The following is a 24785-nucleotide window of genomic DNA, read 5'->3' on the forward strand; positions in this document are numbered from 1 at the left end:
GGCCGACGGAAACAAATTTCGCCTTGACGTACCCGTGAATGTTTTGTTTGTATATGAATGTAGCACTTCTTGTCATCAGACGAGTTGCGGTCGCCGGTGAGGCGCACCAAGGGAGGATACCAATGAACAGATTGCTTTCCGGCGTGTCCGCCGGCGCATTGTTGCTTGCATTCGGTGCAGGCACGGCCCTTGCCGGCGACCTGCCCGGCAAGTTCGAAGGCGTCACCATCGACGCCAAGCTGATCGGCGGCCAGCAATATGAAAAACTCTATGAGCGTATCCCCGAATGGGAGAAGCTGACCGGCGCCAAGGTCAACATCCTGACCAAGAAGAACGGCTTCGACATCGACAAGGAGCTCAAGTCCGACATCGCCTCGGGCAGCACCAACTGGTGCGTCGGCTGGAACCATTCGTCCTTCGCGCCGCAGTATACGAGCCTTTACACCGATCTCGGCAAGCTCTTGCCCAAGGCAGAGATCGACGCCTTCGTGCCTTCGACGATCAAGTCGGCAACAATCGACGGCAAGCTGGAGATGCTGCCCCGCGCGCAGTTCGACGTTTCGGCGCTCTACTACCAGAAGAGCCTGTACGAGAACGCCGACAACAAGACCAAGTTCAAGGCCAAATACGGCTATGATCTGGTGCCGCCGGACACCTGGAAGGAAGTCACCGACCAGGCTGAGTTCTTCGCCAACCCGCCCAATTTCTACGGCACCCAGTTCGCCGGCAAGGAAGAGGCGATCAACGGCCGTTTCTACGAGATGGTGGTCGCCGAAGGCGGCGAGTACCTCGACGAGGACGGCAAGCCGGTCTTTAACTCCGAAGCAGGCATCAAGGCGCTCGACTGGTTCGTCAACCTCTACAAGGCCAAGGCAGTGCCGGCCGGAACGACCAACTACCTTTGGGACGACCTCGGCCAGGGTTTTGCTTCCGGCACCGTCGCCATCAACCTCGACTGGCCGGGCTGGGCCGGGTTCTTCAACGATCCGAAGTCGTCGAAGGTCGCCGGCAATGTCGGCGTCAAGGTTGCGCCGAAGGGCTCTTCGGGCAAGCGCACCGGCTGGTCCGGTTTCCATGGCTTCTCGGTGACCGAGAACTGTCCCAACAAGGAGGCCGCTGCTTCCCTGGTGTGGTGGCTGACCAACGAGGACAGCCAGAAGCTCGAGGCCGCCGCTGGACCGCTGCCGACCCGCACCGCGGTGTGGGACTGGGACCTGCAGCAAGCAGCAAACGACCCTTACAAGAAGGAGGTCCTTGCCGCCTTCCAGGAAGAAGCCACGCACGCCTTTGCCGTGCCGCAGACGCCTGAGTGGATCGAGATCTCGAACGCCGTCTATCCCGAGCTGCAGGCGGCGATCCTCGGCGACAAGACTTCCAAGCAGGCACTGGATGAGGCCGCCGCCAAGGCGACGCAGATCCTTCAGGACGCCGGCAAGCTCTAGCGACTGCTCCCAAGACGGCCTCCCCCGTCAGCGATGGGGGAGGCGATCGCGCCTTACCGGGGCGAGTGCGCGGACCGATCCGAGATAGCCTTCCGTTCCCCGGCCGGGCCTCGACGAAGGAGAGGCACCGACAGTTCAATGCAACACCCCACAGGATCCTGATGAAGGGCTTCAAGCCATCCCCGCCATTCCTGCTGCTGCTTCCGGCTGTCATCGTGCTGGCGGCGGTTGTCGTGGTCCCGTTGCTGCTGTCCCTCTATTCCAGCTTCACGCCGTTCCGCCTGACACGGCCCGAAACATTTTTCGTCGTCATCGGCTTCAGGAACTATCTTTCGATCCTGTCCAACACCGATTTCTGGTGGGCGTTCGGCCGCACGGTGCTGCTGCTGACGATCGCGCTCAATCTTGAAATGCTGCTTGGCCTCGGCCTTGCGATGCTGGTCGAGAAGGCTACGCGCGGCCAGCGCATCCTGCGCACGCTGATGATGTTTCCGATGATGTTCTCGCCGATCCTGGTCGGCTTCCAGTTCAAATTCATGTTCAATGACAACATCGGCCTGGTGAACAATGCCTTGCAGTCGCTCGGCATCACGCAGGACGCCATACCGTGGCTGATCGAGAGCCATCTCGCCTTCATCGCCATTTCGATCGCCGAGATCTGGTCGTCGACGGCGATCTTCGCCATCCTGATCCTCGCCGGCCTGCTCGCCATGCCCAAGGAACCGATCGAGGCGGCGCGCGTCGACGGCTGCACGCCATGGCAGACATTCCGCTATGTGACGTGGCCGTTCGTCATGCCCTTTGCCTACATCGCCATGACCATCCGCTCGCTCGACGTGGCGCGCGCCTACGACATCGTCAAGATCATGACCGATGGCGGACCGGCGGGCCGCACCGAGCTGCTTTGGACGCTGGTGGCGCGCACCGCCTACAGCGACGGGCGCATGGGCATGGCTAACGCCATGGCCTATTTCTCGATCCTGCTGTCGATCGCCTTCACCGTCTATTTCTTCAACAAGCTCGCCGCGGCGCGCACGCAGATCGGTGCCGAGTGGTGAGGGCTGGGTGGTGAAGATGGACGAGAATTCTTCCGCCCGCTTGAAGCGCCGGCTCACAGGCATCGTCTATCGCATCGGCCTGTTCCTGGCGATGCTGACCATCTGCCTGCCTGGCCTGTGGATCGTGCTGTCGTCGCTGCGGCCGACGGTCGAGATCATGGCCAAGCCGCCAGTGTGGATCCCGCAGGAGATCTCGTTCGACGCCTATGTCGCGATGTTCAGCGGCATCGGCAAGGGCGGCATCCCGGTGATCGAGTATTTCCGCAACTCGCTGATCATCTCGGTGACGTCGACGATCATTGCGGTGGCCATTGGTATGGCCGGTGGCTATGCATTCGCGCGCTACCGCTTCCGCGGCAAGTCGAGCGTCTTCCTCGGCCTGATGCTGACGCGCACGGTGCCGGGCATCGCGCTGTCGCTGCCGCTGTTCTTCCTCTACGTGCGGCTTGGCATCATCGACACGCATGTCGGACTGATCCTTGCCTATGTCGCGCTCAACGTGCCGTTCACGATCTGGCTGATCGACGGCTTCTTCCGCCAGGTGCCGAAGGACCTCGCTGAAGCCGCGCAGATCGACGGCTGCACGCGCTGGCAGGCGTTCTGGCAGGTCGAGTTCCCGCTCGCCGGGCCGGGCATCGCGTCGGCCGCCATCTTCGCCTTCCTGACCTGCTGGAATGAATTCGCGCTGGCCTCGCAGTTGACCCGCTCGGTGAGCGCCAAGACGCTGCCGGTCGGCCTGCTCGACTACACGGCCGAGTTCACCATCGACTGGCGCGGCATGTGCGCGCTCGCCGTGGTGATGATCATTCCGGCGCTCACCCTCACCTACATCGTCCAGAAACACCTTGTCGGTGGCCTGACCTCCGGCGCGGTGAAAGGCTGACCCATGGCAACCGTTTCCCTCACCAAGCTGACCAAGCGCTACGGCAATGTCGGGATCGTGCACGGTATCGACCTCGACATCGCCGACCGCGAATTCATCGCGCTGGTCGGCCCCTCCGGCTGCGGCAAGTCGACGACGCTGCGCATGATCGCCGGGCTTGAGGAAATCAGCGCCGGCTCGATCGAGATCGGCGGCCGCGTCGTCAACGACCTGCCGCCGCGCTCGCGCAACATCTCGATGGTGTTCCAGTCCTACGCGCTCTATCCGCATATGACGGTGCGCGAGAATCTCGGCTTCTCGCTGAAGATCGCCGGTGCCGCCAAGGAAGACATGGACCGCCGCGTCGCCGAGGCTGCGGCCATCCTCGGCCTCGATACGCTGCTGGACCGCCGCCCGTCGCAACTGTCCGGCGGCCAGCGCCAGCGCGTCGCCATGGGTCGTGCCATCGTGCGCGATCCCGACGTCTTCCTGTTCGACGAGCCGCTTTCCAACCTCGACGCCAAGCTGCGCACGCAGATGCGCACCGAGATCAAGAAACTGCATGCCAAGGTGCAATCGACGGTGATCTATGTCACCCATGACCAGGTCGAGGCGATGACGCTTGCCGACCGCATCGTCATCATGCGGGACGGTTACATTGAACAGGTCGGCACGCCCGACGAGGTGTTCCGGCGGCCGGCGACGCGCTTCGTTGCCGGCTTCATCGGCTCGCCGCCGATGAACCTGCACGAAGCCACGATCGACGATGGCCAGATGGTTTTCGCCAGCGGCGACAAGCTGCCCCTGCCCGGCCAGTTCAGAGCCAATGTCGCGGCCGGTGACAAGGTCGTGTTCGGGCTGCGGCCTGACGACATCTATCCGACCGGACATGGCATCAGTTCGGGCGGCGCTGCCGACGTGCACCAGATCGAATTGCCGATCACGGTGACCGAACCGCTCGGCAACGAGACGCTGGTGTTCGTCGAATTCAACGGCACCGACTGGGTGTCGCGCATGCTGAACCCGAGACCCCTGAAATCGGGCGAGCGGGTCGCCATGAGCCTCGACATGTCGCAGGCACATCTGTTTGCCGCCGACACCGGGAACACATTGCGGAGCTGACGGACATGGCCAGAATCGAGAAAGTCGAACTGCGGATGGTGGACCTTGTGCCCAAGGTCAAGCGCACCGACGCCATCCAGAGCTTCGTCAGCCAGGAAACGCCTGTTGTGACGATCACCGATTCCGACGGCGCGGTCGGCACCGGTTACAGCTACACGATAGGGACCGGCGGCTCGTCGGTGATGCGGCTCCTGTCCGACCATCTGGTGCCGCGCCTGATCGGCCGCGACCCCGACATGATCGAGGCGATCTGGCACGATCTCGAATTTGCCACCCACGCCACCACGATCGGTGCGATCACGGCCATAGCGATCGCCGCGATCGACACCGCGCTCTGGGATCTGCGGGCGAAGAAACAGAACCTGCCGCTGTGGAAGCTGGCCGGCGGCGCCAAGGATCGCTGCCCGCTCTACACGACCGAAGGCGGCTGGCTGCACATCGAGACGCAGGCGCTGGTCGACGACGCGCTGGCCGCCAAGGCCAAGGGCTTTCGCGGTTCGAAAGTGAAGATCGGCAGGCCGCACGGCTCGGAGGATCTCGCCCGCCTGTCTGCGGTGCGCAGGGCGGTGGGCGACGGCTACGAGATCATGACCGACGCCAATCAGGGGTTCTCTGTCGATGAGGCGATCCGGCGCGCGGCCAGGCTGCGCGAGCTCGACCTCGCCTGGATCGAGGAGCCGCTGCCGGCCGACGATATCGACGGGCATGTGCGGTTGTCGAACTCGACGCCGACGCCGATCGCCGTCGGCGAGTCGCTCTATTCCATCCGCCATTTCCGCGAATACATGCAAAAAGGCGCCTGCTCGATCGTCCAGGTCGATGTCGGCCGCATCGGCGGCATCACGCCCTGGCTCAAGATCGCCCATGCAGCGGAGGCCTTCGACATTCCGGTCTGCCCGCATTTCCTGATGGAACTGCATGTCAGCCTGGCATGCGCAGTTCAGAACGGCCGCTATGTCGAGTACATTCCGCAGCTCGACCAGTTGACCGGCAAGCATATGCGCATCGAGGATGGCCAGGCGCTGGCGCCCGACGAACCGGGCATCGGCATCGATTGGGACTGGGACGCGGTCAAGGCCATGAGCATCGCCGAATTCACCACGACGATCACCGGATAGGAGACTGATATGCAGCGGATGGGGATGGTTCTGGGGCTGAAGCCGGAAAAGGTCGAGGAGTATGTCCGCCTTCACGCCGCCGTCTGGCCGGACGTGCTGACCATGATCTCGGCCTGCAACATCAAGAACTACTCGATCTACCTGAAGCGGCCGGAGAATCTGCTGTTCAGCATTTTCGAATACCACGGCGCCGACTACACGGCCGACATGGCCAAGATGGCGGCCGACCCGAAGACGCAGGAATGGTGGGCGGTCTGCATGCCTTGCCAGGAACCGCTGGCGACGCGCGGGGAAGGCGAATGGTGGGCGGCGATGGACGAGGTCTTCCATCATGATTGAAGGCGGTTTCGACCCTGCCTCACTCGCCCAGTCCTGGCCCAGACCTTCGACGCCCCGGCCGATCGTCACCTTCGGCGCCGGGTCGATTGTCGGCGACGCGCATTTCCCGGCCTACAGGAAGGCCGGCTTTCCGATCGCCGGGCTTTACGATCCCGATCATGCTCGAGCTGAAAAGCTGGCCAACCAATGGGGTGTGACAGCCTTTCGTTCCGCCGAGGAGGCTGCCGCCGTCAAGGGCGCGATCTTCGACCTCGCGACGCCGCCGTCGCGCCATGCCGATGTGCTGAAATCCTTGCCTGACGGCGCGGTGGCGCTGATCCAGAAGCCAATGGGCGGCAACCTCACCGAAGCAACCACGATCCTCGAAATCTGCCGCGCCAAAAAGCTTCAGGCAGCGGTGAACTTCCAGCTGCGCTTCGCGCCGATGATGCTGGCGCTCAAGGACGCCATCGCCAAGGGCTGGCTCGGCGAGATCGTCGACTTCGACGCCTGGCTGGCGCTGGCGACGCCGTGGGAACTGTGGGAATTCCTGCTCAAGGCGCCACGCGTCGAGATCGCCATGCATTCGATCCACTATCTCGACCTGATCCGGCAGTTGCTCGGTGACCCCCGAGGCGTGCACGCCAAGACGCTCGGCCATCCCAACCATGCGGTGGCGCAGACGCGCACCAGCGCCATTCTCGACTATGGCGACACCGTGCGCTGCGCGCTGTCGATCAACCATGACCACAAGTTCGGCCGCCGGCACCAGGCCTGCGAGTTCCGCATCTGCGGCACCGAGGGCGCTGCCTATCTCAAGCTTGGCCTCAACCTCGACTATCCGCGCGGTGAACCGGATGTGCTGGAAATCTACCCCAAAGGCGGGACGGACTGGGTTGCGGTGTCCTTGGCCGGCGAGTGGTTTCCCGATGCCTTCGTCGGCCGCATGGCCAATGTCCAGCGTTTTGCAGCCGGCGAAGACGCGACGCTGATCAGTCCGGTCGAGGATGCCTGGAGCACGATGGCGCTGGTCGAGGCGGCCTATCAGTCGAGTTCGGCACCGGCGACACCGATCGCGGAAAGACCCTGATGGAACAGATCCAGTATTTCGAGGACTACGAGATCGGTTCGTCGCGCCTGACCAGCGGGCGCACCATCACCGAAACCGACTTCGTCGTCCATGCCGGCCACACCGGCGATTTCTTCCCGCATCACATGGACGCCGAGTTCATGAAGACGACGCCGTTCGGCCAGCGCATCGCGCATGGCACGCTGGTGTTCTCGATCGGCATCGGGCTGACGGCGACCGTCGTCAATCCTGTCGCCTTTTCCTATGGCTACGACCGGCTGCGCTTTATCAAGCCGGTTTTCATCGGCGACACGATCCGGACGCGCACCACCATCGCGGCCAAGGAAGACGATCCCAAGCGGCCGGCTTCGGGACGGGTCATCGAGCGCTGCGAAGTGATCAACCAGCGCGGCGAAGTGGTGCTGGCGGCCGACCACATCTACATCGTCGAACGCAAGGCGGCGGAGAGCTGAAGCTCAGGGCACCCTAACCGATGGTTTCCTGTGTGGATGCAAGTATGCCCGTATACGCGCCTGATGCTAGGTCATAACTTTCGTCGCCTTATTTGCTAGAATTGCCCTTCCGAACGTGACCGCTGACCTGCACGCCGTCCTCGGCGCGCAGATGCAGGAAGCCGGGAATGGACAGAAGCGGGATGATCGCGGTCAGCAGGAACACCTGATGAAAGCGCTCCGGTGTCACGATGTGGGTTTCCCCGGCAACCAGACCCAGCACCATGGCGGCGATTGAAACGCCGAGCGAAACGCTGAGCTGCTGCAGGACGCCGCCGAGGCTGGTGGCGCGGCTTAACTTGTCCGCCGGCAGGTCGGCATAGGACAGCGTGTTGGAGGTCATGAACTGCGCCGACCGGATGATGCCGAACATGAAGACGTAGAGGCCGATCATCCAGTGTGGCGTATCGGCGCCGATCAGGGCGAAGCCCGCCACAACGGCGGAGCCGACAAGCGCACTGCCGATCAGCACGACATTGAAACCGAAGCGCCGCAACAGCGGCGACAGCAGCGGCCGAATGAGCAAGGCGCCGAAGCTGCCGACGAATGTCAGCGAGCCGGAGGTAACCGGGCTCATGCCAAAGCCGACCTGCAGCATCAGCGGCAACAGGAACGGCGCGCCGTTGAGGCCAACACGGCACAGGCCGCCGGCCAGCGTACCGACCCAGAACGAGCGAAACCGAAACAGCGTCAGGTCGACTGCCGGCGCGACGACGCGGCGCGCATAGCGCCCGAAGGCGAGCAGCAGCAGGACCGCCGCTGCCAGCACCAGCACTGTCGCCGAGACAGGGATGATCGGCCGGCCGATGCTTTCCAGTCCGAATTGCAGCAATGCGACGCCGCATCCCACCATCAGGAATCCGGCGAAGTCGAAACGTTGTACCGCTTCCTCATGGAAATCGTCGACAAAGCGCAGCGCAGCCGCAATGCCAAGGCAGCCGAACGGCACGTTGACATAGAATATCCAGCGCCACGAGGCATAGGTGGTCAACAGGCCGCCGAGCAGCGGCCCGATGACAGGTCCCATGATGGCGGGCAAGGTCATATAGGTCATGGCGGTGATCAAGCCGCTGCGCGGAAAGCTGCGCAGCAGGATCAGCCGCCCGACGGGCGTCATCATGGCGCCGCCCAGCCCCTGCAGCGCGCGCATCGCCAGCAGCATGCTGAAACTGCTGGCGATGCCGCACAGCGCCGAACCAAGGGTGAAGGCGAAAAGCGCCAGCGCGAACACTCTTCGTGCGCCGAACCTGTCCGCGAACCAGCCGCTGACTGGGATGAACACGGCCAAGGTCAGGATGTAGGTGGTGATCGCCAGGTTCAGCCTGACCGGTGTCGTGTCGAGGCTGCGCGCGATGGCCGGGATCGCAGTGGTGATGATGGTGGAATCGAGCTGCTCCATCAGAAACGCGATGGCGACGATGATCGGAATGATCAGCCTCAACCTCGGGTCGCGCTCGGTGGCAAATTGAGGCTGTTCCAATGCTGTGGCCAATTCCGTCATGCAGGCGGCGATATGTTCCAGCCCAAGCTGGCGCATCCGCGTTCAAAGGCAAGATTGCCTTGTGTGCGCCAGCCAGCCGAGACCTGACCGCACGGCCTGTCTTATGGTCCGACAAAAAGGCAAGCGGTAGTCAATTTGGCCTTGATGGAGGTCAACAAATCTTGACCGCGGCTATCCCTGCGAGGACATCGGCAAACGGCCGTGCGTCGAGTTTTCCGGCTCATTTGCGTTTCAGCGAATGCCGTCCCGATTTCGTGAAGGAACGTGTCGAGTGAGAGGTCGTTTTCCTCCCCATGTATGTCTCGCATGAACAGGAGGCATCCTCATGAAAAGGCAAATAGGATTCATCACTTCCATCGTACTGGCGTTGGCCACGAGCGCGATCCCGTTGACCACCGACGCCAATGCCGCGGTCGTCAGGCACCATAGTGTCCACCACACTGCTGCCCATCACGGTGGCGCGCATCGACACGCTGTGCGCGGTGGACATGGGCACCGCGGCGGGTGGGTCAGCGGCGGTTGGACCGGCGACGATCGGGTCGGCGATGATGGCTGGATAGACGGCTACTACAATGGCTACGGCAGTTACGACGGCTACGCCGGCGACTATTGCGGAACCATCCAATGGACGCTCGACCTGTGCGGCCCCCACGGTCCCTGACCCTCATCCGGCCGTAGCGCGCCTCAGGCAGGACGGCTTTCCGCGAAGTCGAACCGGCAATGGTCGTGCCGGCCATCACAGGCGCAGTATGTCTCCTCGCATTCGACTTGCGTCGGTGCCGCAAGACCGAGCAGGAACGAGAAGGCGCCGGTGACAAAACCCTCGAACATGTAGCAGACGCGCTGGCCTGGCCCCTGCCCGGCCTCCAGCCCGAAGATCGAATTCCTCAGGCTGATGCTGCCGAAGCGCCCGCCCACATCCAGCGTGTCGATCGAGAACTGGCCCCAGCCGCGCTGCGACAGGCGCTGGAAATAATGGCGGAACGTCGCCTCCGGATCGAGGCCGTTGCCCTGCACCTGCGCCTCGCACCATTCGATGGCGGACTTTGCCGTCGCGGTGCGCAGGATGGCGCGATAGGCGTCGCGGCCGAGAGCTGCCTCGACCGCGAGATGATTGTTCACCAGGAAGCGCCTGGGCAGGTAGACCATCGGCAGCCCGTCGGTCCGCCAGATGCCGCTCGTCTCGTCGATATCGATAGGAACCGCGGGCTGCATGATGCCTAGGCTGCTTGGCGCTGCGCGGCGACCGAGGCCGACTGGTCCTTGTAGAGTTCGCCGTCCTTCATGATGACGACGAGGTTCTTCTCATGCACCATCATGTCGAGGTCCTTCAGCGGGTCACCATTGACCAGCAGCAGGTCGGCGATGAAGCCTTCCTTGACCATGCCGAGTTCGTCGCCGAGGCCCATCACCTGGCCGCCGAGCCGGGTGCCGCATTGTAGCGCCTCGCTCGGCGAATAGCCGAGCAGGTCGACGAAATGCTTGAGGTCGCGCGCGTTGGTGCCTTGCGGTGTCTGCGCGAAACCATAATCGCCACCGATCAGTGCGCGCACGCCGCGCTTGCGCAATTCGGTGTAGACCTTGCGGCTGTCGTCGAGGATGCGCTGCATGCCGAACTTGACCGCCATCTCGTGGGTGAAGCCGAAGGGCTCGCCCTCGTAGAGCGTGCCGTAGATGATGCCGATGGCCGGGCCGACGAAGATGCGGTCCTTGGCCGATTCCAGCGCATCGAGCGCTTCCTCGTCGGCGGATTCGCAGTGGTAGATGACGTCGACGCCGCACTTTACCGCGCGCTTCACAGAGCCGGCTGCGCGGGCATGGCAGTTGATCTTCTTGCCGAAGTCGCGGGCAACGGACACCGCCGTCATCACTTCGGCCTCGCTCATCACGGTCAGGCCGCCATGCGCCGCGGGGCTCAGATCGTCGCCGGAAATGTTGATCTTGATGTTGTCGGCGCCTTCGCGGCAGCACAGGCGAACCGCCTTGGTGATCTCCTCGACGCCGTCGGCGATCATGCCGAAGCTCTCGTGATACATATGCTGCTGGCGCTCGTCGCCGAGGCCGCCGGTCACCGTGATTTCCGGACTGCCGGCGCGCATGCGCGGTCCCGGCAGGCGGCCGGCATTGATTTCGTTGCGGATGACGATGTCTAGCCTGAGCTTCGAGGTCGCGGCGCTGTAGGCGCTGGTGAAGCCATGGTCGAGCAATGTCTTGGCATTGCGCATGGTCAGCAGAAGATGCTCCTCGGGCGGAATCAGGCCAAGGTCGGAATCCTTGATCGCGCCGCCGAAGGAGATGTGGGCGTGGCCTTCGACAAGGCCCGGCATCAGCGTCATGCCGCGGCATTCGACTGTCGTCGCGCCGTCACCGGACAATTGGCCGGGCGTGCGCGCAATGGTGACGATGCGGCCATTCTCGACCAGCAGATCGGCTGGAAAGGCATCGGCGCCGGTGCCATCCCAAATCATGGCATTTCGAAACATCACTCTTGTCATGACATCGTCCTTTCGGAGTTGGCGGGGTTATTGGTTGACGGCTTGCGCAGAGATGACGTCGTCAGCAACGACATTGGACAGGATGCCGACGTCTTCCAATTCCACTTCGCAGACGTCGCCATGTTTCATGAACAGCTGCGGCTGGCGCGCCATGCCGACGCCGGACGGCGTGCCGGTGACGAGGATATCGCCCGGCTCGAGCGTGATCGCTTCGCTGATGATCGAGATCAGCGAGGCGACATCGAAGATCATGTCGCTGGTCGAGGCGTTCTGGACGACCTGGCCGTTGAGGCGCGTCTGGATGCGCAGCCCCTTGCCGCCCGGCGGCAATTCGTCTGATGTCACGAAGATCGGCCCGAAGGATCCGGTGCCGTCGAAATTCTTGCCAACGGTCCACTGCGGCGACTTGGTCTGGAAGTCGCGGATCGAGGCGTCGTTGAAGATGGAGTAGCCGGCGACATGGCTCAGTGCCTTGCCGGGGGCAATGTGGCGGCCGGCCTTGCCGATGATCGCCACCATCTCGCCCTCGTAGTCGAGCTGGATCGAGGCCTCCGGACGGCGGATGGCCGCGCCATGCCCGATCAGGCTGGTCGAAAAGCGGGCGAACAAGGTCGGATAGTTCGGCGGCACGAAGCCGCTCTCGATGGAATGGTCGACATAGTTGAGGCCGACGCAGATGATCTTGCCCGGCGCCGATAGCGGCGGCAGCCACTCGACCGATTGAGGATCGATCCGCCGTCCGCTGGCCAGCCGCTCGCCTGCCGCCTGCAGCGCCTGCGCGCCTTCGGCGATGAGTTCCTCCAGCCGTCCGGGAAACATCGCATCGCTTTCGTCGATGCCGCGGAACTCACCTGCCGGCAATGCGATTGCCAGTCCGGGTCCCCGCGGCGATTTATAGGCTGCAAATCGCACTGGCCACATCCTCGCTTGTGAAGGCTGGACTTTGTTCAGAAATTATATATCTGTCAACATAGAATATATTATTTTGCATTCTGATTCCTGCCTGGGATAATGTATGAGGGCATTCGATGGACAGATTCGGCCGCGGGCGAACCAATGGCTAGGGAAGGCTCGATCAATCTCACCCAGGGCGCGTATGAGGATTTGCGCGCCGACCTTTTGTCGTGCCGCATCGCACCGGGCAGCCGGCTCAAGGTGCAGGAACTGTGCGACAGGCTGTCGGTCAGCCTCGGCGCCATCCGCGAGGCGCTGTCGCGGCTGACGTCCGAGGGCCTTGTCGTGGCCGAACCGCAACGCGGCTTCCGCGCCGCACCGATCTCGGCCGAGGATCTGGTCGACCTCACCAAGACGCGCATCCAGATCGAGACGCTGTGCATCCGCCGCGCCATCGAGGTGGGCGACGTCGCCTGGGAATCGCAGCTGGTCGCGGCCCTGCACCGGCTGTCGCGAACGCCGGAGCACACACCGGATCATCCGGTGCATTCGAGCGACGAATGGGCGACCGCGCATGCGGCCTTTCACAAGGCACTGGTGGGCGGCTGCGACAGCCGCTGGCTGCTGCGCCTGCGCGACCAGCTTTACGACCAGAGCGAGCGCTACCGCCGCCGTTCGGTCTCGCTGGCACCCAATGCCCGCAACATCAGCAAGGAACATCAGGAGCTCGCCAATGCCGTGCTCGACCGCAATGCCGAGAAGGCAGCCGAATTGCTGGCGGCGCATCTGGCGGTGACCACCGACATCCTGCTGGCGGCCGAAGCCGATGACTTGCCGGCGCGCGAGACAATTGTGCGGGCGTAGCGCTTCATTTTCGAGGTCCTCGGACAGGAGGTAAAAACGCCGCCTGTGCGAACGGGCGGCGTTTTGCGTCATGAGCCTATTGGCGCAGATTGGTCCAGATACGATCGTAGGCGCGGATCGCCTTCTCGTCGCATGACGGCGCAAACGAGATCTTCAGATCGGCCGGCGGGTTGAACTCCGGCGAGCCGCCAATATCCGCCGCCAGGTATTTGTTGGAGCCCGCGATCGCGCTCTGGTAGCCGGTGTATTTCTGCTGCAGCGCGATGTTTTCGGGATCCATCAGGAAGTTGAGGAACTTCTTGGCGTTGTCGACATTGGGCGCGGTCGAGGGCACGGCGACATTGTCCATCCAGCCGACAACGCCTTCCTTGGGATAGACGTATTTGACCGTCGACTTCTGCTGGCGTGTCGCCAGCGCCTTGCCCGACCACTGCTCGTGCATGACCGTCTCGCCGGCGACCTGGCGCTCGACGATGCCGTCGGAATTGTAAACCTTGACGAAGGGCTTTTGCGCCTCGAGCAAAGCATCGAGTTCCTTCAGGTCGGCTGGATTGCTGTTGCACTGATCCTTGCCGAGATACACCAGCGCCAGCGACATCACCTCGGTCGGCGAGCCGAACATGCCGACCTTGCCCTTGAGTTCCGCGGGCGGATCGAAGAGCGGCTTCAGGCTGTCGGTCGGACCCTTGTAGACGGCGGTGTCGACCGAATAGGACGTGGTGCCCCATACCCATGGCACTGTGTATTTCGCATCCGGATCCCAGGACCGGTGCTGCCATTTCGGATCGACGTTCTTGAAGTTCGGCATCGCCCCCGCATCGACCTCCTGGAACAGCTTCTGCTTGACGAAGATCGGCACGAAGTCGTTGCTGATGATCATCACGTCGTAGCCGGCGGCGCCCGAGCTTAGCTTGGCGAGCGCGGTCTCGTTCGAATCGTAGGTGTCGATGGTGACCTTGATCCCGGTCTCCGCCTCGAACTTCTTGATCATTTCGTCCGATGTGTAGTCGGTCCAGTTGTAGATGTGCAGTTCGCCGGAACCGGCGAGCGCCGTGGTGGTGATGGCCCCCATGATGGCGGTGGCCAAAGCAATTCCTGAAAGTCCTTCTTTCCATTTGGTCACGGTCGTTCTCCTCTGGTTTTCTTATTTCTAGGCAAGCTTATTTGCGTCGTCCGACGAGCAGCGCCGCCGCGACGAAGACGATGGAAACGGCAAGAAGGATGGTGGAGATGGCGTTGACCTCCGGCGTCACGCCAAGCCGCATCATCCCGTAGATATAGACCGGTAAGGTGGTCGAGCCGGCGCTCGACACCATCATCGAGATCAGGAAATCATCGAGCGACACGACGAATGCCATGATGGCGCCGGCCGAGATCGCCGGGACCAACAAGGGTAGCGTGACGCGGCGAAACAGCCGCCACTCGTCGGTATAGAGGTCGCGGCCGGCTTCCTCCAGCGTGCCGCCCATGTCGCGCAGCCGCGCCTGGATCGGCAGCAGCGCGAACGGAATGCAAAAGACGGTGTGGGCGATCATCAGGTTGATGAGCCCGTGATGCATCCCGAGCCCGGAGAAGAAGATCAGTGTGGTGATCGCCACGACGATCTCCGGCACCACCAGCGGCATCGCGATCAGCGCCGTTGCCGCACTGCGCCCGAAGCGCAGCCGGCCGCGTTCCAGCGCCAGCGCGCCAGCCGTGGCGATCGCCGTCGAGGCGATGGTGGCGACGATCGCGATGATGACGCTGTTGAAGGCGGCGTCGCGGATCGAGCCGTTGTTGGCGACCGCCACGAACCATTTGAAACTGAAGCCGGCCCACACGGTGACCAGCCGGCTCGAGTTGAAGGCATAGATCACCAGGATCAGCAGCGGCGCGTAGAAGAAGAGGAATATGAGAGCGGTGTAGGCCGACAGGCCGGGCGTATGCCGCCAGTCGAAGGGTTTTGCGCCATTCATCGCCGCCCCTCCTGTGCCTTGCGCGAACGGATGACGAAGACCGTCAGCAGGACGACCGTCACGACGGTCGAAAGTGCTGCCCCAAACGGCCAGTTGCGCGACGAGGTGAACTGCATCTGGATCAGGCTGCCGATCAAAAGCTTCTTGCCGCCGCCAAGCAGGTCGGGCGCCAGGAACGAGCCGAGCGCCGGCGCGAAGACAAGCGTGGCGCCGGCCAGCGCGCCGGGTTTGGCCAGCGGCCAGACGATGCGGCGGAAGACGGCGGCGCGGCTGGCATAGAGGTCGTGCGCGGCCTCGATCAGCCTGGGGTCGATGCGCTCCAGCGTCGAATAGATCGGCAGCACCATGAAGGGGAGGAAGGTGTAGACGAGGCCGAGCAGGATCGACCCGTCATTGTAGAGCAGCGGCAGCGGACCGGAGATGACGCCGGCATGGCGCAGCGCACCATTCGCCAGGCCTTCGTCGCGCAGGATGAGGATCCAGCAATAGGTGCGGATCAACGTGTTGATCCAAAATGGCAGTGTGACGGCAAACAGCAGGACCCGGCGGCGCTCCGGTGTCTGGTAGACGATGTACCAGGCAACCGGCAGGCCGAGCACCAGGCAGATGAGGGTCGTGGCAATGGCGAGGTAGATCGAACGCAGGATGATCAGCGCATAGCTCGGCGAAAACACCAGGCTGTCGTCGAAGTCGCGCTGGTACAGGAACTGGAGATAGGCGTCGAATGTAGCCGGCGCCGTGACGCCGCCATAGGGGTTGGCGGTCATGAACGAATAGGCGACCGCAAGGAACAGCGGCAGCACCATGAAAATGCCGATGACCAGCATGGCGGGTGCGATCAGCAGGTAGGTGCGGTTCGGACCCATCGCCGCCTCAGGTCGCCAGTTCGCGTTCGACGTCGCGGGCCCAGTCGACGACGACCCTGTCGCCTGTCGCGAATGCCGCACCACCGCGCGAGCGCGACTGCAGCCTTGCTCCCTCTTCCAGGACAATCTCGTAGAGCGTGTCGGAGCCGAGGAAGGTGATGGCTGACACCGCTCCTCTGGCGTGGCCTGTGGCGTGATCGGATGCCGGTGATACGACGATGTGTTCGGGACGCACGACGATCGTCTTTGCAGGGTCGCGGCCAAGCGCTGCACCCGGCAGCAGGTTGGACTCGCCGATGAAATCGGCAACGAAGCGGTCCTGCGGATTGTCGTAGATGTCGCGCGGCGTGCCGACCTGCAGCACGTCGCCACTGCGCATCACCGCGATCCTATCGGACATGGCGAGCGCCTCCTCCTGGTCGTGGGTGACCAGCACGAAGGTGATGCCGGTTTCGCGCTGCAGCCGCTTCAATTCGCTCTGCATGCCCTTGCGCAGCTTGAGGTCGAGGGCCGACAGCGGCTCGTCGAGCAAAAGCACGCTCGGCTTCGGAGCAAGGGCACGCGCCACCGCGACGCGCTGCTGCTGGCCGCCCGACAGTTGCGCCGGGCGGCGCGTGGCGAAGCCTTCGAGCCGCACCATTTCCAGTGCTTCCCTGACCCGCTCGTCGATCAGCGATTTCGGCGCGTTCTGCATTTCCAGCCCGAACGCAACATTCTCGGCGACGCTCATATGCGGGAACAGCGCGTAGCTCTGGAACACCGTGTTGACCGGCCGTTTCTGCGGCGGCAAGGCGGCGACATCGCTGCCGGCGATGCGGATGGCGCCCGAGCTTGGAGCCTCGAAGCCGGCTATCAGCCGCAAGAGGGTCGTCTTGCCGCAACCGGACGGGCCAAGCAGGGTGAAGAACTCATTGTCGAAGATTTCGAGGCTGACTTCGTTCAGCGCACGGACAGGATCGGCGTCCCTGGTCAAGAAGGACTTTGACACGCTTTGGATGTCGATCATGACCGGCAAATTCCTGGGACTGCGGTGAGATGGCGGTGCCTGCTGGGAACCATCACGGTCATTCGAAACCGTTCCTAAAAATTCGCTCCAAAATTATATTTGTCAACAAATAATATATTGTTTTGCGTTCTGACACGCGAAAGTGTGGCAGGGAACCGTGATCTCTCGGCCAGGCCCTTGGCCATGTTGTGTCGATATCCAACGGAGCTCAGAGCACCTTGCAGCTGTCGGGATCGAGCAGATGCATATGAGCCATGCCGAGCGAGAGCGTCGCCACCTGGCCGGGCTTCGGCGTCGAAGCGGGATCGATGCGCGCCGTCGCCTCCGCGCCGGCGATCAGCACATGCAGCAGCGTCTCCATGCCCATCGGCTCGACCACCTCGACCGGCGCCTTGATGTCGACGACGTCGGGCCGCTCGCGCTGCTCGGTGATGTGCTCTGGACGCAGGCCGAGTTCGAGTTCGCGCCCGACATGGCCGGCATAGCGTGCTGTACGGGCAGCCGGGACGGCGAGAGCGGTGCCATCACCGAGCACGACCGCGAGCCGGTCGCCGCGCGCCTCCAGGCGGACTTTGAAGAAGTTCATGCCGGGGCTGCCGATGAAGCCGGCGACGAAGCGGCTGGCCGGTTCATGGTAGAGATCGTTGGGCGGCCCGATCTGCTCGATGCGCCCCTTGTTCATCACCACGACGCGGTCGGCCAGCGTCATCGCCTCGACCTGGTCATGGGTGACGTAGACCGTCGTGGTGGCGACCATCTGGTGCAGCTTCTTGATCTCGGCGCGCATCTTCACCCTGAGCTTGGCGTCGAGATTGGAGAGCGGCTCGTCGAACAGGAACACTTTCGGCTGCCGCACCATGGCGCGGCCCATCGCGACGCGCTGGCGTTGGCCGCCGGACAACTGGTGCGGCTTGCGCTGCAGGAGTTCGCTGAGGTCGAGGATGTCGGCGACACGAGCGATGCGCTGCGTCACCTCGCCGTCCGGCACCTTGCGGATGCGCAGGCCGAAAGCCATGTTCTGCGCGACCGTCATCTGCGGATAGAGCGCGTAGCTCTGGAAGACCATCGCGATGTCGCGATCCCTGGCCTGCACGTTGTTGACCAGCCTGCCGCCGATATGGATCTCGCCGCCGCTCGGCCTGTCCAGTCCCGCCACCATGCGCAGCGTCGTCGACTTGCCGCAGCCGGACGGCCCGACGAGGACGACGAATTCGCCCTCTGCGATATCGAGATCGATATCGTGCACCACCTTCAGATTCTGGAAACTCTTCGAAACCTTCTTCAGTTCGACGTCGGCCATGGCGCTACTCCCTTGCCGTGGGCGCGAACATGTCGAGCGCCAGTGCCGCCGCTCCGATCACGCCGGCGTCATTGCCATGCTCCACCGCCACGATCAAAGGTGGCCGGCCGGGCTTGAGCAGCACGAAATCCCTGACATTGCGGGCAATTCGGTCGGTGAAGAACGGGCCCGCGAGCGCCAGACCGCCACCGATGATCGCCGCCTCGATGTTGAGCATGTTCGACATGATGCCGATCATCTGACCGAGCCAGCGCGCCACCTCGTCAACGACCTGCAGCGCGATGGGATCGCCTTCTTTGGCAAGATCGCAGACGGTCTCGGCGTTGGTGGCGTCGGTGTCCGGCTTGAGCTGGCGATAGCGATTGACGAGCGCGCGGGCGCTGGCGAGGTTCTCGACCATGCCAGGCACCGGATCGGCAATGTCGGTGCGGGCCGGATCGAGCGAGATGCAGCCAAGCTGTGGCGGCAACCCGTCCGGGCCGTCGATCACCTTGCGGTCGATGACCATGGCGCCGCCAATGCCGGTGCCGAGCGTCAGCAGGGCAAAGCGGGAGAAGGGACGGCCGGCGCCGTGCCGCATCTCGCCATGGGTGGCGCAGACGGCATCGTTGCGGACGATGGCCGGGACGCCGAAGCGAATGCCGAACAGTTTCGACAGCGAACCCTTCAACAGTGCCGGGATCGCCGGGCATCGGCCATTCAGCATACCGGTCTGGGGATTTGGCGTGCCCGGCACACCAATGCCGATGGCGGTGATGTCCGGATACTGCCGCGTCAGCTCTTCGGTGGCCTTGGTGACCAGATGGACGAAATCCGCAAACTCGATATCCCGATGTACCGGGACAGCGCCGCGCGCCAGCACCTTACCCGAACCGTCGACGGCGCCGAGCTTGACCAGGCTGCCGCCAATGTCGATTCCGATCGCGGTTACCATCAGGCCTCCTTGCGGATGCGCACGTTGAGCCTGCGTCCGAGATTGGGATAGATCATCTTGTCCGGATCGATGCCACGCGCGATCGCCAGTTCGCAGCCATACCATTGCAGCGGGATCGGCGCCCAGCAACCGGCGAGCCATTGCTGCTCCGCCGCCGTCGGCCAGCTGACATCGAGGTCGAAGCGGGTCGGATGGCCGGAGAGGTTGAGGACGACCGTACGCGGCCCGAGTTCGGCCAGAGCCTCGCCAAGATTGGCGGCGACCTTCGCCTCGGCCTCGGTCTGCGCGATGGCGATCACCAGGCTGTTGTCCGTCGTGCCATAGACGTGCCCATGCAACGCCTCCTCCGTGTCGAAGGCGGCTGTCGGCACGCCGCTGATCTCGGCAATCTTTAGCGATGCCTCCAACGCGGTGCCAAGATGCGTCGCCTGTCCAGCGACCAGTATGTAATCGGGGACGCCGAAGCGGGTGATCAGGTCCTTCGCTGCAGCGAGACCGGTTTCCGCTGTCTGCTCGAGTTGTTCGAGAAGCTTCGACAGATCGACCGTCTTGTTGGCTAGCTTGGCGGCAACCGCCAGCACCGAGATGACGGTGGCGGTATAGCCCATGGTCTTCGGGCCGACCGTCTCCGGGCCGATCGGCATGACGATCACCTCGGCGCCGGCCTCGGTAATCAGGCTGCCCTCCTCACCGGTAATGACAAGTGTGGGAAACCCGCGCGCCACCGCCAGGCGTACCGCTTCGATCGTGGTGATGCTCATGCCGGACTGCGAGGCCGCCAGAACCAACGTGCGTTGGTCCGTTGGCTTGGGCGGCAGGCGCAGGAAAGCCTCCGGCTCCTTGGCGATCACAGACGCCCCGGTGCCCTCCTCCAGCGCCTCGGCGCCGGCCAGCAGCGCATTCATCGAGGAGCCGGTGCCGAGCAGCACGATGCGCTGCGGCTTCTGGCGCAGGCTGGCGAACCGATCCAGATCCGCGCCGATGGCGGCGGGCAGCCCGGTCAGGGTCGAAGGCTGCCGGCGGATGTATTTGCCTATCTGCATCTTGATGTTCCATCATTTCGAAATTGTAGAAGTCTTGTGAAAATCTGTCGGCCATGACGCCGGGTTATTTGCTGTAGCCTTTGCTCAGGCCGCTGATGAACTGCCGCGAGAACAGAGTGAACAGCAGGACGAGTGGCACCGCGCCAAGCGTCAGCGCGGCGAGAAGTGCGGGATAGTCGTTCATGAACTGCCCGACGAATTGCTGCACGCCGAGCGTCACCGTCTGGTTCTGCCGGCTTGGAGCCAGGATCAGCGGGAACCAGAGGTCGTTCCAGACCGGCAGCATGGTCAGCGCGGCCACCGCGGCGAGGCCGGGCCTGACCAAAGGCAGCACGATCCAGAAGGTGCGCAGCTCGCTCGCGCCATCCATGCGCGCTGCTTCCTTGAGATCCGTCGGAACGGTGCGGAAATAGGTGACCATCAGCGTCACCGCGATCGGGATGCTCATGGCGGTGTAGACGAGGATGAGGGCCGCCAGCGTATCCATCAGCTTCCAGGCAAGCATCATCTGGATGAGCGGGATCGTGCCGAGCCGGATCGGCAACATGATGCCGAGCACGAACAGCCCGCCGAGCAGCGAGGCAACCCGCACACGATATTCGACCAGGGCGAAGGCGGCGAGCGTCGACAGGACTACGGTGAGCACGATCGTCGTCACTGTGACGATCAGGCTGTTGCGATAGTTGACGATGAAATTGCCGCGAGTGAAGACCCGCTTGTATCCTTCGAGACTGAACGTCTTGGCCGTCGGCAGGTCGAACGGGCCACCGAAGATCGCCGGTGTCGTCTTCAGCGAATTGATGATGACGATCAGCACCGGTCCGATCGCAAGGATGACAAAGAGGATCAAGAGCGCATGAACGATGATGCGTTCGATTGTCCAGGGTTCGCGGTCCTGGCGGCGGCGGGCAACTGGCATGGTGAGGTCCGGGGCGCTCATATCAGCTCCTAGACCGAATAGGATTTCAGGCGGCGCTGGATCAGCCAGAAATAGACCGATGTCACCAACAGAACCGTGAGGAAGATGATCGTCGCGACCGCGGCACCCAGATCGAGATCGGCAAGCTGTCCGCTCGAACCGAAGAAGGTCCGGTAGAAATAGGTGCCGAGGATGTCGGTGCTGTAGTTGGGACCGGGCGCCGATCCGTTGAGCGCGAACACCAGGTCGAAGCCGTTGAACGTCCAGATGTAGGTGAGGATCGCGATCAGGCCGAATTGCGGCGCGATCAGCGGAAACTTGATCTTCCAGAACGTCGTCCAGCCGCCGGCGCCATCGATGTTGGCGGCTTCGACGAGCTCGTTGGGCACCGCCAGCAGGGCGCTGTAAAGGAAGACCATCGGAATGCCGAAATACTGCCAGACCGACATCAGCGAAATCGTGGTGAGTGCGGTCGATTCCGTGCCCAGCAGCGGAAAACCGACCAGGCCCCAGAGCGGGTTGATGATCAGGCGCCAGACGAAGCCGACAATGACCACCGACAGCGTCGCCGGTATGAACAGCAAGGTGCGGTAGATGCCTTCCGACCGTGCCAGTTTTCCCGACGTCAGCAACGCCGCCAGCAGCAGGCCCATCGGCACTTCGACAACGAGATGGATGGCGAAATACTGCATGTTGTTCAAAAGCGCGTTCCAGAAGCGGGCGCTGATCGTCGGATGCGTGAACAGGCGCTCGTAATTGGCGAGGCCGACAAAGGTGTCGCCAGAGGCGCCACTGGTCTGGAAGAAGCTCATTACGATCGAGGTCGCCAGCGGCAGCACGGCAAAGACCAGGTAGACGGCCAGGGCCGGCAGCACGAACAGCAACAGGTTTCTGTAGGCGGCAGCGGGAGATATCAATTGATGACCTCTTGTTCACGCCGGCATGGAATGTGCCGGCGTGCCCGAAGGCTTCGCGCATGCCTCGCCGGCTGGCAAGACATGCGCAAGGCGTTCCCGGATTACTTCTTCTGCGGTCCGTACCAGGAGGCGAGCCCGGTCTGAAGCTCGGTGGCGACCTGCTTCGGGGTGACGTCCGACTTGGTGAACATCACCTGCAGCAGACGCCAGGTCTCGTCGTCGAGCGGAGGCGTGCCGGCGCTCAGGCGATCCAGCGCCAGCCGCGGTGTCAGCTCAGCGCCTTTCTTGAGGTCGGCGAAATCCTGCGCCAGCTTGTTCTTGTAGGTGACCGGCTTGCTGCTCATGGCAAAGAAGCCGGGGGCGGCGTTGACATAGAGCTCCTGGAATTCGGGGCCGGCGACCCAGTCGAGGAAGGTCTTGGCCGCTTCCTTGTGCGTGCTCTTGGCATTGATGCCGATGCCCATGTCCGGCATTTCCTGTAGGTAGCGCTGGTCGCCCGCCTTCGGCACCGGCGGACCGAACACGCCGATATTGAGGCCGGTCGAGGTCGCCTGGTTGATGTCCCATGAGCCGTCCGGGAGGATGGCCGCCTTGCCGAGCGTGAACAGCTGCGTCATGTCGGCATAGTTCAGGCTTTCCTGCCCGGCCGGCAGGAACGGCTTCCAGGCTTCGAAGAAGGCGATGGCATCGACGAATTCGGGGTCGGTCAGTTTCTTCTTGCCGTCGATCAGGCCGAGCCGGCCCTCCTCGCCCTTCCAGTAGGCCGGACCGATGCTGTAGAGGCCGTTATAGGCGAGTTGCCAGGATTCGGCCGAGCCGTAAGCCAGCGGCGTATAGCGGCCGTCCTTCTTGATCGCCTGCAGCACATCGATGAACTCGGCGCTGGTGGTCGGCACCTTCAAACCCAGTTCCTTGAAGATGTCGGCGTTGTAGTAGAAGCCGGCGAGCACGGCGGCGACGGGCAGACAGTAGGCCTTGTCGTCGGCGCCCGACCAAGCGGCGCGGGACGTCTTGTCGAAGTTTTCCAGGCCCGCCAGCCCTTCCAGGGATTCGAAATAGCCGCGCTTGATCCATTCGCGATTCACGTCGAAGGGGCGGCAGGTGATCAGGTCGCCGCCGGCGCCGCCTTCGATCTGCGACTGGATGGCGGCATTGTATTCATTGGTGTTGATCGGCGCGAATTCGACCTTGATGTCGGGATGCTTGGCTTCGAAGGCTGGCAGGATGGTGTCCTGCCAGACCGCGATGTCCTCGGTCCGCCAGCTGTTCAAGGTGATGGTGACCGGGTCGGCAAAAGCGGCGCCTACGCCGCCTGAAAACATCACGCCAAGCGTCGCCGCCAGCGGGATCGATACACGCATGGAACGCATTTTCCTGCTCTCCCTCAAGATGGTGCCCCGTGTGGATTCACGATTTTGCACTGTTGCCTGGGACCATACCTACTGATACATGTTGTGACAAGTGGTATTGTGTTGTCTTTTCCTGTTGTATGGTCGTTGTCCGGACTGGGCACCACCAAACCGACGGCAAGAAATTTGGGAGGACTTGATGATTGGAGTTGGAATTCTGGGCTCGGGTTTCATCGCCGAGACCTATGCGGACTCACTGCTCGACGTACGCAACGCCGAACTCGTGGCCTGCTCCTCGCGCAGCTTCGAGCGCGCCGAAGCCTTCGCGAAAAAGTGGGGTCCAAAGGTCACCGCCCACAGGGATATCGACGCCCTGTGCGCCGATCCCGCGGTCGAGCTCGTGGTGATCGCGCTGCCCAACGAGATCCATCTCGAAGCCGTCAGGACCGCTGCAAGGCACGGCAAGGCCGTCATCTGCACCAAGCCATTGGCACGCACGGGCAAGGAAGCGCAGGAAATCCTCGATATCGTCCAGCGTGCCGACATCTGGCATGGCTATGCCGAATGCGCCGTGTTTTCCCCCAACATCGCCAAGGCCTACCAGATGATACAGGCGGGCGGCATCGGCAATCTCCTCACCATGCGCGCCCGGGAAGCACATTCGGGGCCGCACGCGCCGCATTTCTGGAACGCCGAGCTCGCCGGTGGCGGCGCCCTGCTCGACATGGGCTGCCACACCGTCGAAAGCGCCCGCCACTTCTTCGGCAAGGACAATTTGATCACCGAGGTGATGGCGTGGGGCGCGACGCTGGTCCACGGTGATAAGACAACCGGGGAAGACACGGCGATCGCGCTGCTGAAATTCGCCGGCGGCCAGCTCGCGACGATCGAATCGTCGTGGATCGAAAAAGGCGGCATGCAGCTTCGCCACGAACTGGTCGGCTCGGCCGGCCGCATCGTCACCGACACATCCGTCGGCCCGGTCTGGGGTTTTATCGAAAAGCCGGTGGGCTACCTCGTCGAGAAGGCGGATTCCGAGACCGGCTGGGTCTATCCGGTGCCCGAGGAGACCCGAGCCTACGGTTTTTCACAACAGATGCGGCATTTTGTGGAACACTTCGCGGCGGGGACGACGCCACTGGAAACCTTCGAGGATGGCGTCATCGTCAACCACGTAATTGACGCCTGCTACCGTTCGATGCGAACGGGCGTCTGGGAAAAGATCAGGGCGGATGGGTGAC

The 24785-nt window shown here is 63.0% G+C and carries 25 protein-coding genes; 11 read left to right on the forward strand and 14 right to left on the reverse strand.

Features of this window, described 5'->3' with window-relative positions; translation table 11 throughout:
* The first annotated feature begins 122 nt into the window (after positions 1-122).
* The 8 genes from AC07FD_RS04745 to AC07FD_RS04780 all read left to right on the forward strand — a co-directional run bounded on the left by AC07FD_RS04745 (position 123) and on the right by AC07FD_RS04780 (position 7462).
* Positions 123-1442: an ABC transporter substrate-binding protein gene (locus tag AC07FD_RS04745; RefSeq protein ID WP_478348862.1), complete on the forward strand. Its 1320-nt coding sequence runs from the start codon at positions 123-125 to the stop codon at positions 1440-1442.
* A gap of 161 nt (positions 1443-1603) precedes the next feature.
* Positions 1604-2500 (forward strand): carbohydrate ABC transporter permease, encoded by an 897-nt coding sequence (locus AC07FD_RS04750; RefSeq protein ID WP_478348863.1) that lies wholly within the window; start codon positions 1604-1606, stop codon positions 2498-2500.
* A 16-nt stretch (positions 2501-2516) separates the two neighbouring features.
* Positions 2517-3383 (forward strand): carbohydrate ABC transporter permease, encoded by an 867-nt coding sequence (locus AC07FD_RS04755; protein ID WP_478348864.1) that lies wholly within the window; start codon positions 2517-2519, stop codon positions 3381-3383.
* A gap of 3 nt (positions 3384-3386) precedes the next feature.
* Entirely contained in the window at positions 3387-4484 is a 1098-nt protein-coding gene (locus AC07FD_RS04760; protein WP_478348865.1) for an ABC transporter ATP-binding protein, read from the forward strand.
* A gap of 5 nt (positions 4485-4489) precedes the next feature.
* Positions 4490-5602: a mandelate racemase/muconate lactonizing enzyme family protein gene (locus AC07FD_RS04765; RefSeq protein WP_478348866.1), complete on the forward strand. Its 1113-nt coding sequence runs from the start codon at positions 4490-4492 to the stop codon at positions 5600-5602.
* A gap of 9 nt (positions 5603-5611) precedes the next feature.
* Positions 5612-5941 carry an L-rhamnose mutarotase gene (locus AC07FD_RS04770; protein WP_478348867.1) on the forward strand — a complete coding sequence of 110 codons (330 nt, stop codon included), beginning with the start codon at positions 5612-5614 and terminating at the stop codon, positions 5939-5941.
* Entirely contained in the window at positions 5937-7010 is a 1074-nt protein-coding gene (locus AC07FD_RS04775) for a Gfo/Idh/MocA family protein (RefSeq protein ID WP_478348936.1), read from the forward strand. The genes AC07FD_RS04770 and AC07FD_RS04775 overlap by 5 nt, the downstream gene beginning before the upstream one ends.
* A complete protein-coding gene (locus AC07FD_RS04780) occupies positions 7007-7462 on the forward strand; it encodes a MaoC/PaaZ C-terminal domain-containing protein (RefSeq protein ID WP_478348937.1) in 456 nt (151 codons plus the stop codon). Before AC07FD_RS04775 ends, AC07FD_RS04780 begins: the two co-directional genes overlap by 4 nt.
* A gap of 88 nt (positions 7463-7550) precedes the next feature.
* On the opposite strand, the gene AC07FD_RS04785 is transcribed toward AC07FD_RS04780, so the two are convergent.
* Positions 7551-8981 carry a DHA2 family efflux MFS transporter permease subunit gene (locus AC07FD_RS04785; RefSeq protein WP_478348868.1) on the reverse strand — a complete coding sequence of 477 codons (1431 nt, stop codon included), beginning with the start codon at positions 8979-8981 and terminating at the stop codon, positions 7551-7553.
* A gap of 346 nt (positions 8982-9327) precedes the next feature.
* Between AC07FD_RS04785 and AC07FD_RS04790 the strand changes: the two genes are divergently transcribed.
* Positions 9328-9663 carry a hypothetical protein gene (locus AC07FD_RS04790; protein WP_478348869.1) on the forward strand — a complete coding sequence of 112 codons (336 nt, stop codon included), beginning with the start codon at positions 9328-9330 and terminating at the stop codon, positions 9661-9663.
* A gap of 23 nt (positions 9664-9686) precedes the next feature.
* Here AC07FD_RS04790 and AC07FD_RS04795 read toward each other — a convergent pair whose 3' ends face one another.
* The 3 genes from AC07FD_RS04795 to AC07FD_RS04805 are packed head-to-tail and all read right to left on the reverse strand — an operon-like array spanning position 9687 to position 12409.
* Positions 9687-10217 carry a DUF5943 domain-containing protein gene (locus AC07FD_RS04795; protein WP_478348870.1) on the reverse strand — a complete coding sequence of 177 codons (531 nt, stop codon included), beginning with the start codon at positions 10215-10217 and terminating at the stop codon, positions 9687-9689.
* A 5-nt stretch (positions 10218-10222) separates the two neighbouring features.
* Complete coding sequence (locus AC07FD_RS04800; RefSeq protein WP_477413909.1) at positions 10223-11497, reverse strand: metal-dependent hydrolase family protein; 1275 nt, start codon at positions 11495-11497, stop codon at positions 10223-10225.
* Between the two features lie 27 nt (positions 11498-11524).
* Positions 11525-12409: a fumarylacetoacetate hydrolase family protein gene (locus AC07FD_RS04805; protein WP_478348871.1), complete on the reverse strand. Its 885-nt coding sequence runs from the start codon at positions 12407-12409 to the stop codon at positions 11525-11527.
* A 144-nt stretch (positions 12410-12553) separates the two neighbouring features.
* Between AC07FD_RS04805 and AC07FD_RS04810 the strand changes: the two genes are divergently transcribed.
* Positions 12554-13255: a GntR family transcriptional regulator gene (locus AC07FD_RS04810; RefSeq protein ID WP_478348872.1), complete on the forward strand. Its 702-nt coding sequence runs from the start codon at positions 12554-12556 to the stop codon at positions 13253-13255.
* 76 nt (positions 13256-13331) lie between these two features.
* Here the strand turns inward: AC07FD_RS04810 and AC07FD_RS04815 are convergent, their stop codons facing one another.
* The 10 genes from AC07FD_RS04815 to AC07FD_RS04860 form a co-directional block, all read right to left on the reverse strand.
* Positions 13332-14378: an extracellular solute-binding protein gene (locus tag AC07FD_RS04815; RefSeq protein ID WP_477413912.1), complete on the reverse strand. Its 1047-nt coding sequence runs from the start codon at positions 14376-14378 to the stop codon at positions 13332-13334.
* A 37-nt stretch (positions 14379-14415) separates the two neighbouring features.
* Complete coding sequence (locus AC07FD_RS04820) at positions 14416-15210, reverse strand: ABC transporter permease (protein ID WP_478348873.1); 795 nt, start codon at positions 15208-15210, stop codon at positions 14416-14418.
* Positions 15207-16076, reverse strand: coding sequence for an ABC transporter permease (locus tag AC07FD_RS04825; RefSeq protein ID WP_478348874.1), 870 nt, complete (start codon positions 16074-16076; stop codon positions 15207-15209). The genes AC07FD_RS04820 and AC07FD_RS04825 overlap by 4 nt, the downstream gene beginning before the upstream one ends.
* A gap of 7 nt (positions 16077-16083) precedes the next feature.
* Complete coding sequence (locus tag AC07FD_RS04830; RefSeq protein ID WP_478348875.1) at positions 16084-17082, reverse strand: ABC transporter ATP-binding protein; 999 nt, start codon at positions 17080-17082, stop codon at positions 16084-16086.
* Positions 17083-17290: 208 nt separating this feature from the next.
* A complete protein-coding gene (locus tag AC07FD_RS04835) occupies positions 17291-18382 on the reverse strand; it encodes an ABC transporter ATP-binding protein (RefSeq protein ID WP_478348876.1) in 1092 nt (363 codons plus the stop codon).
* A 4-nt stretch (positions 18383-18386) separates the two neighbouring features.
* A complete protein-coding gene (locus AC07FD_RS04840; RefSeq protein ID WP_478348877.1) occupies positions 18387-19316 on the reverse strand; it encodes an ROK family protein in 930 nt (309 codons plus the stop codon).
* Positions 19316-20359, reverse strand: a complete 1044-nt coding sequence (locus tag AC07FD_RS04845; protein ID WP_478348878.1) for an SIS domain-containing protein — start codon at positions 20357-20359, stop codon at positions 19316-19318. The genes AC07FD_RS04840 and AC07FD_RS04845 overlap by 1 nt, the downstream gene beginning before the upstream one ends.
* Positions 20360-20423: 64 nt before the next feature.
* The gene (locus AC07FD_RS04850) at positions 20424-21278 is read right to left on the reverse strand and encodes a carbohydrate ABC transporter permease (RefSeq protein ID WP_478348938.1); all 855 of its coding nucleotides are present in this window, start codon (positions 21276-21278) and stop codon (positions 20424-20426) included.
* 29 nt (positions 21279-21307) lie between these two features.
* On the reverse strand, positions 21308-22195 hold the full coding sequence (locus AC07FD_RS04855; protein WP_478348879.1) for a carbohydrate ABC transporter permease: 888 nt from the start codon (positions 22193-22195) through the stop codon (positions 21308-21310).
* A gap of 101 nt (positions 22196-22296) precedes the next feature.
* Positions 22297-23556 (reverse strand): ABC transporter substrate-binding protein, encoded by a 1260-nt coding sequence (locus AC07FD_RS04860; RefSeq protein WP_478348880.1) that lies wholly within the window; start codon positions 23554-23556, stop codon positions 22297-22299.
* A 187-nt stretch (positions 23557-23743) separates the two neighbouring features.
* On the opposite strand from AC07FD_RS04860, the gene AC07FD_RS04865 reads away from it, so the two are divergent.
* On the forward strand, positions 23744-24784 hold the full coding sequence (locus tag AC07FD_RS04865) for a Gfo/Idh/MocA family protein (protein WP_478348881.1): 1041 nt from the start codon (positions 23744-23746) through the stop codon (positions 24782-24784).
* Position 24785 lies beyond the last annotated feature (1 nt).

The sequence above is a fragment of the Mesorhizobium waitakense genome (assembly GCF_056431085.1).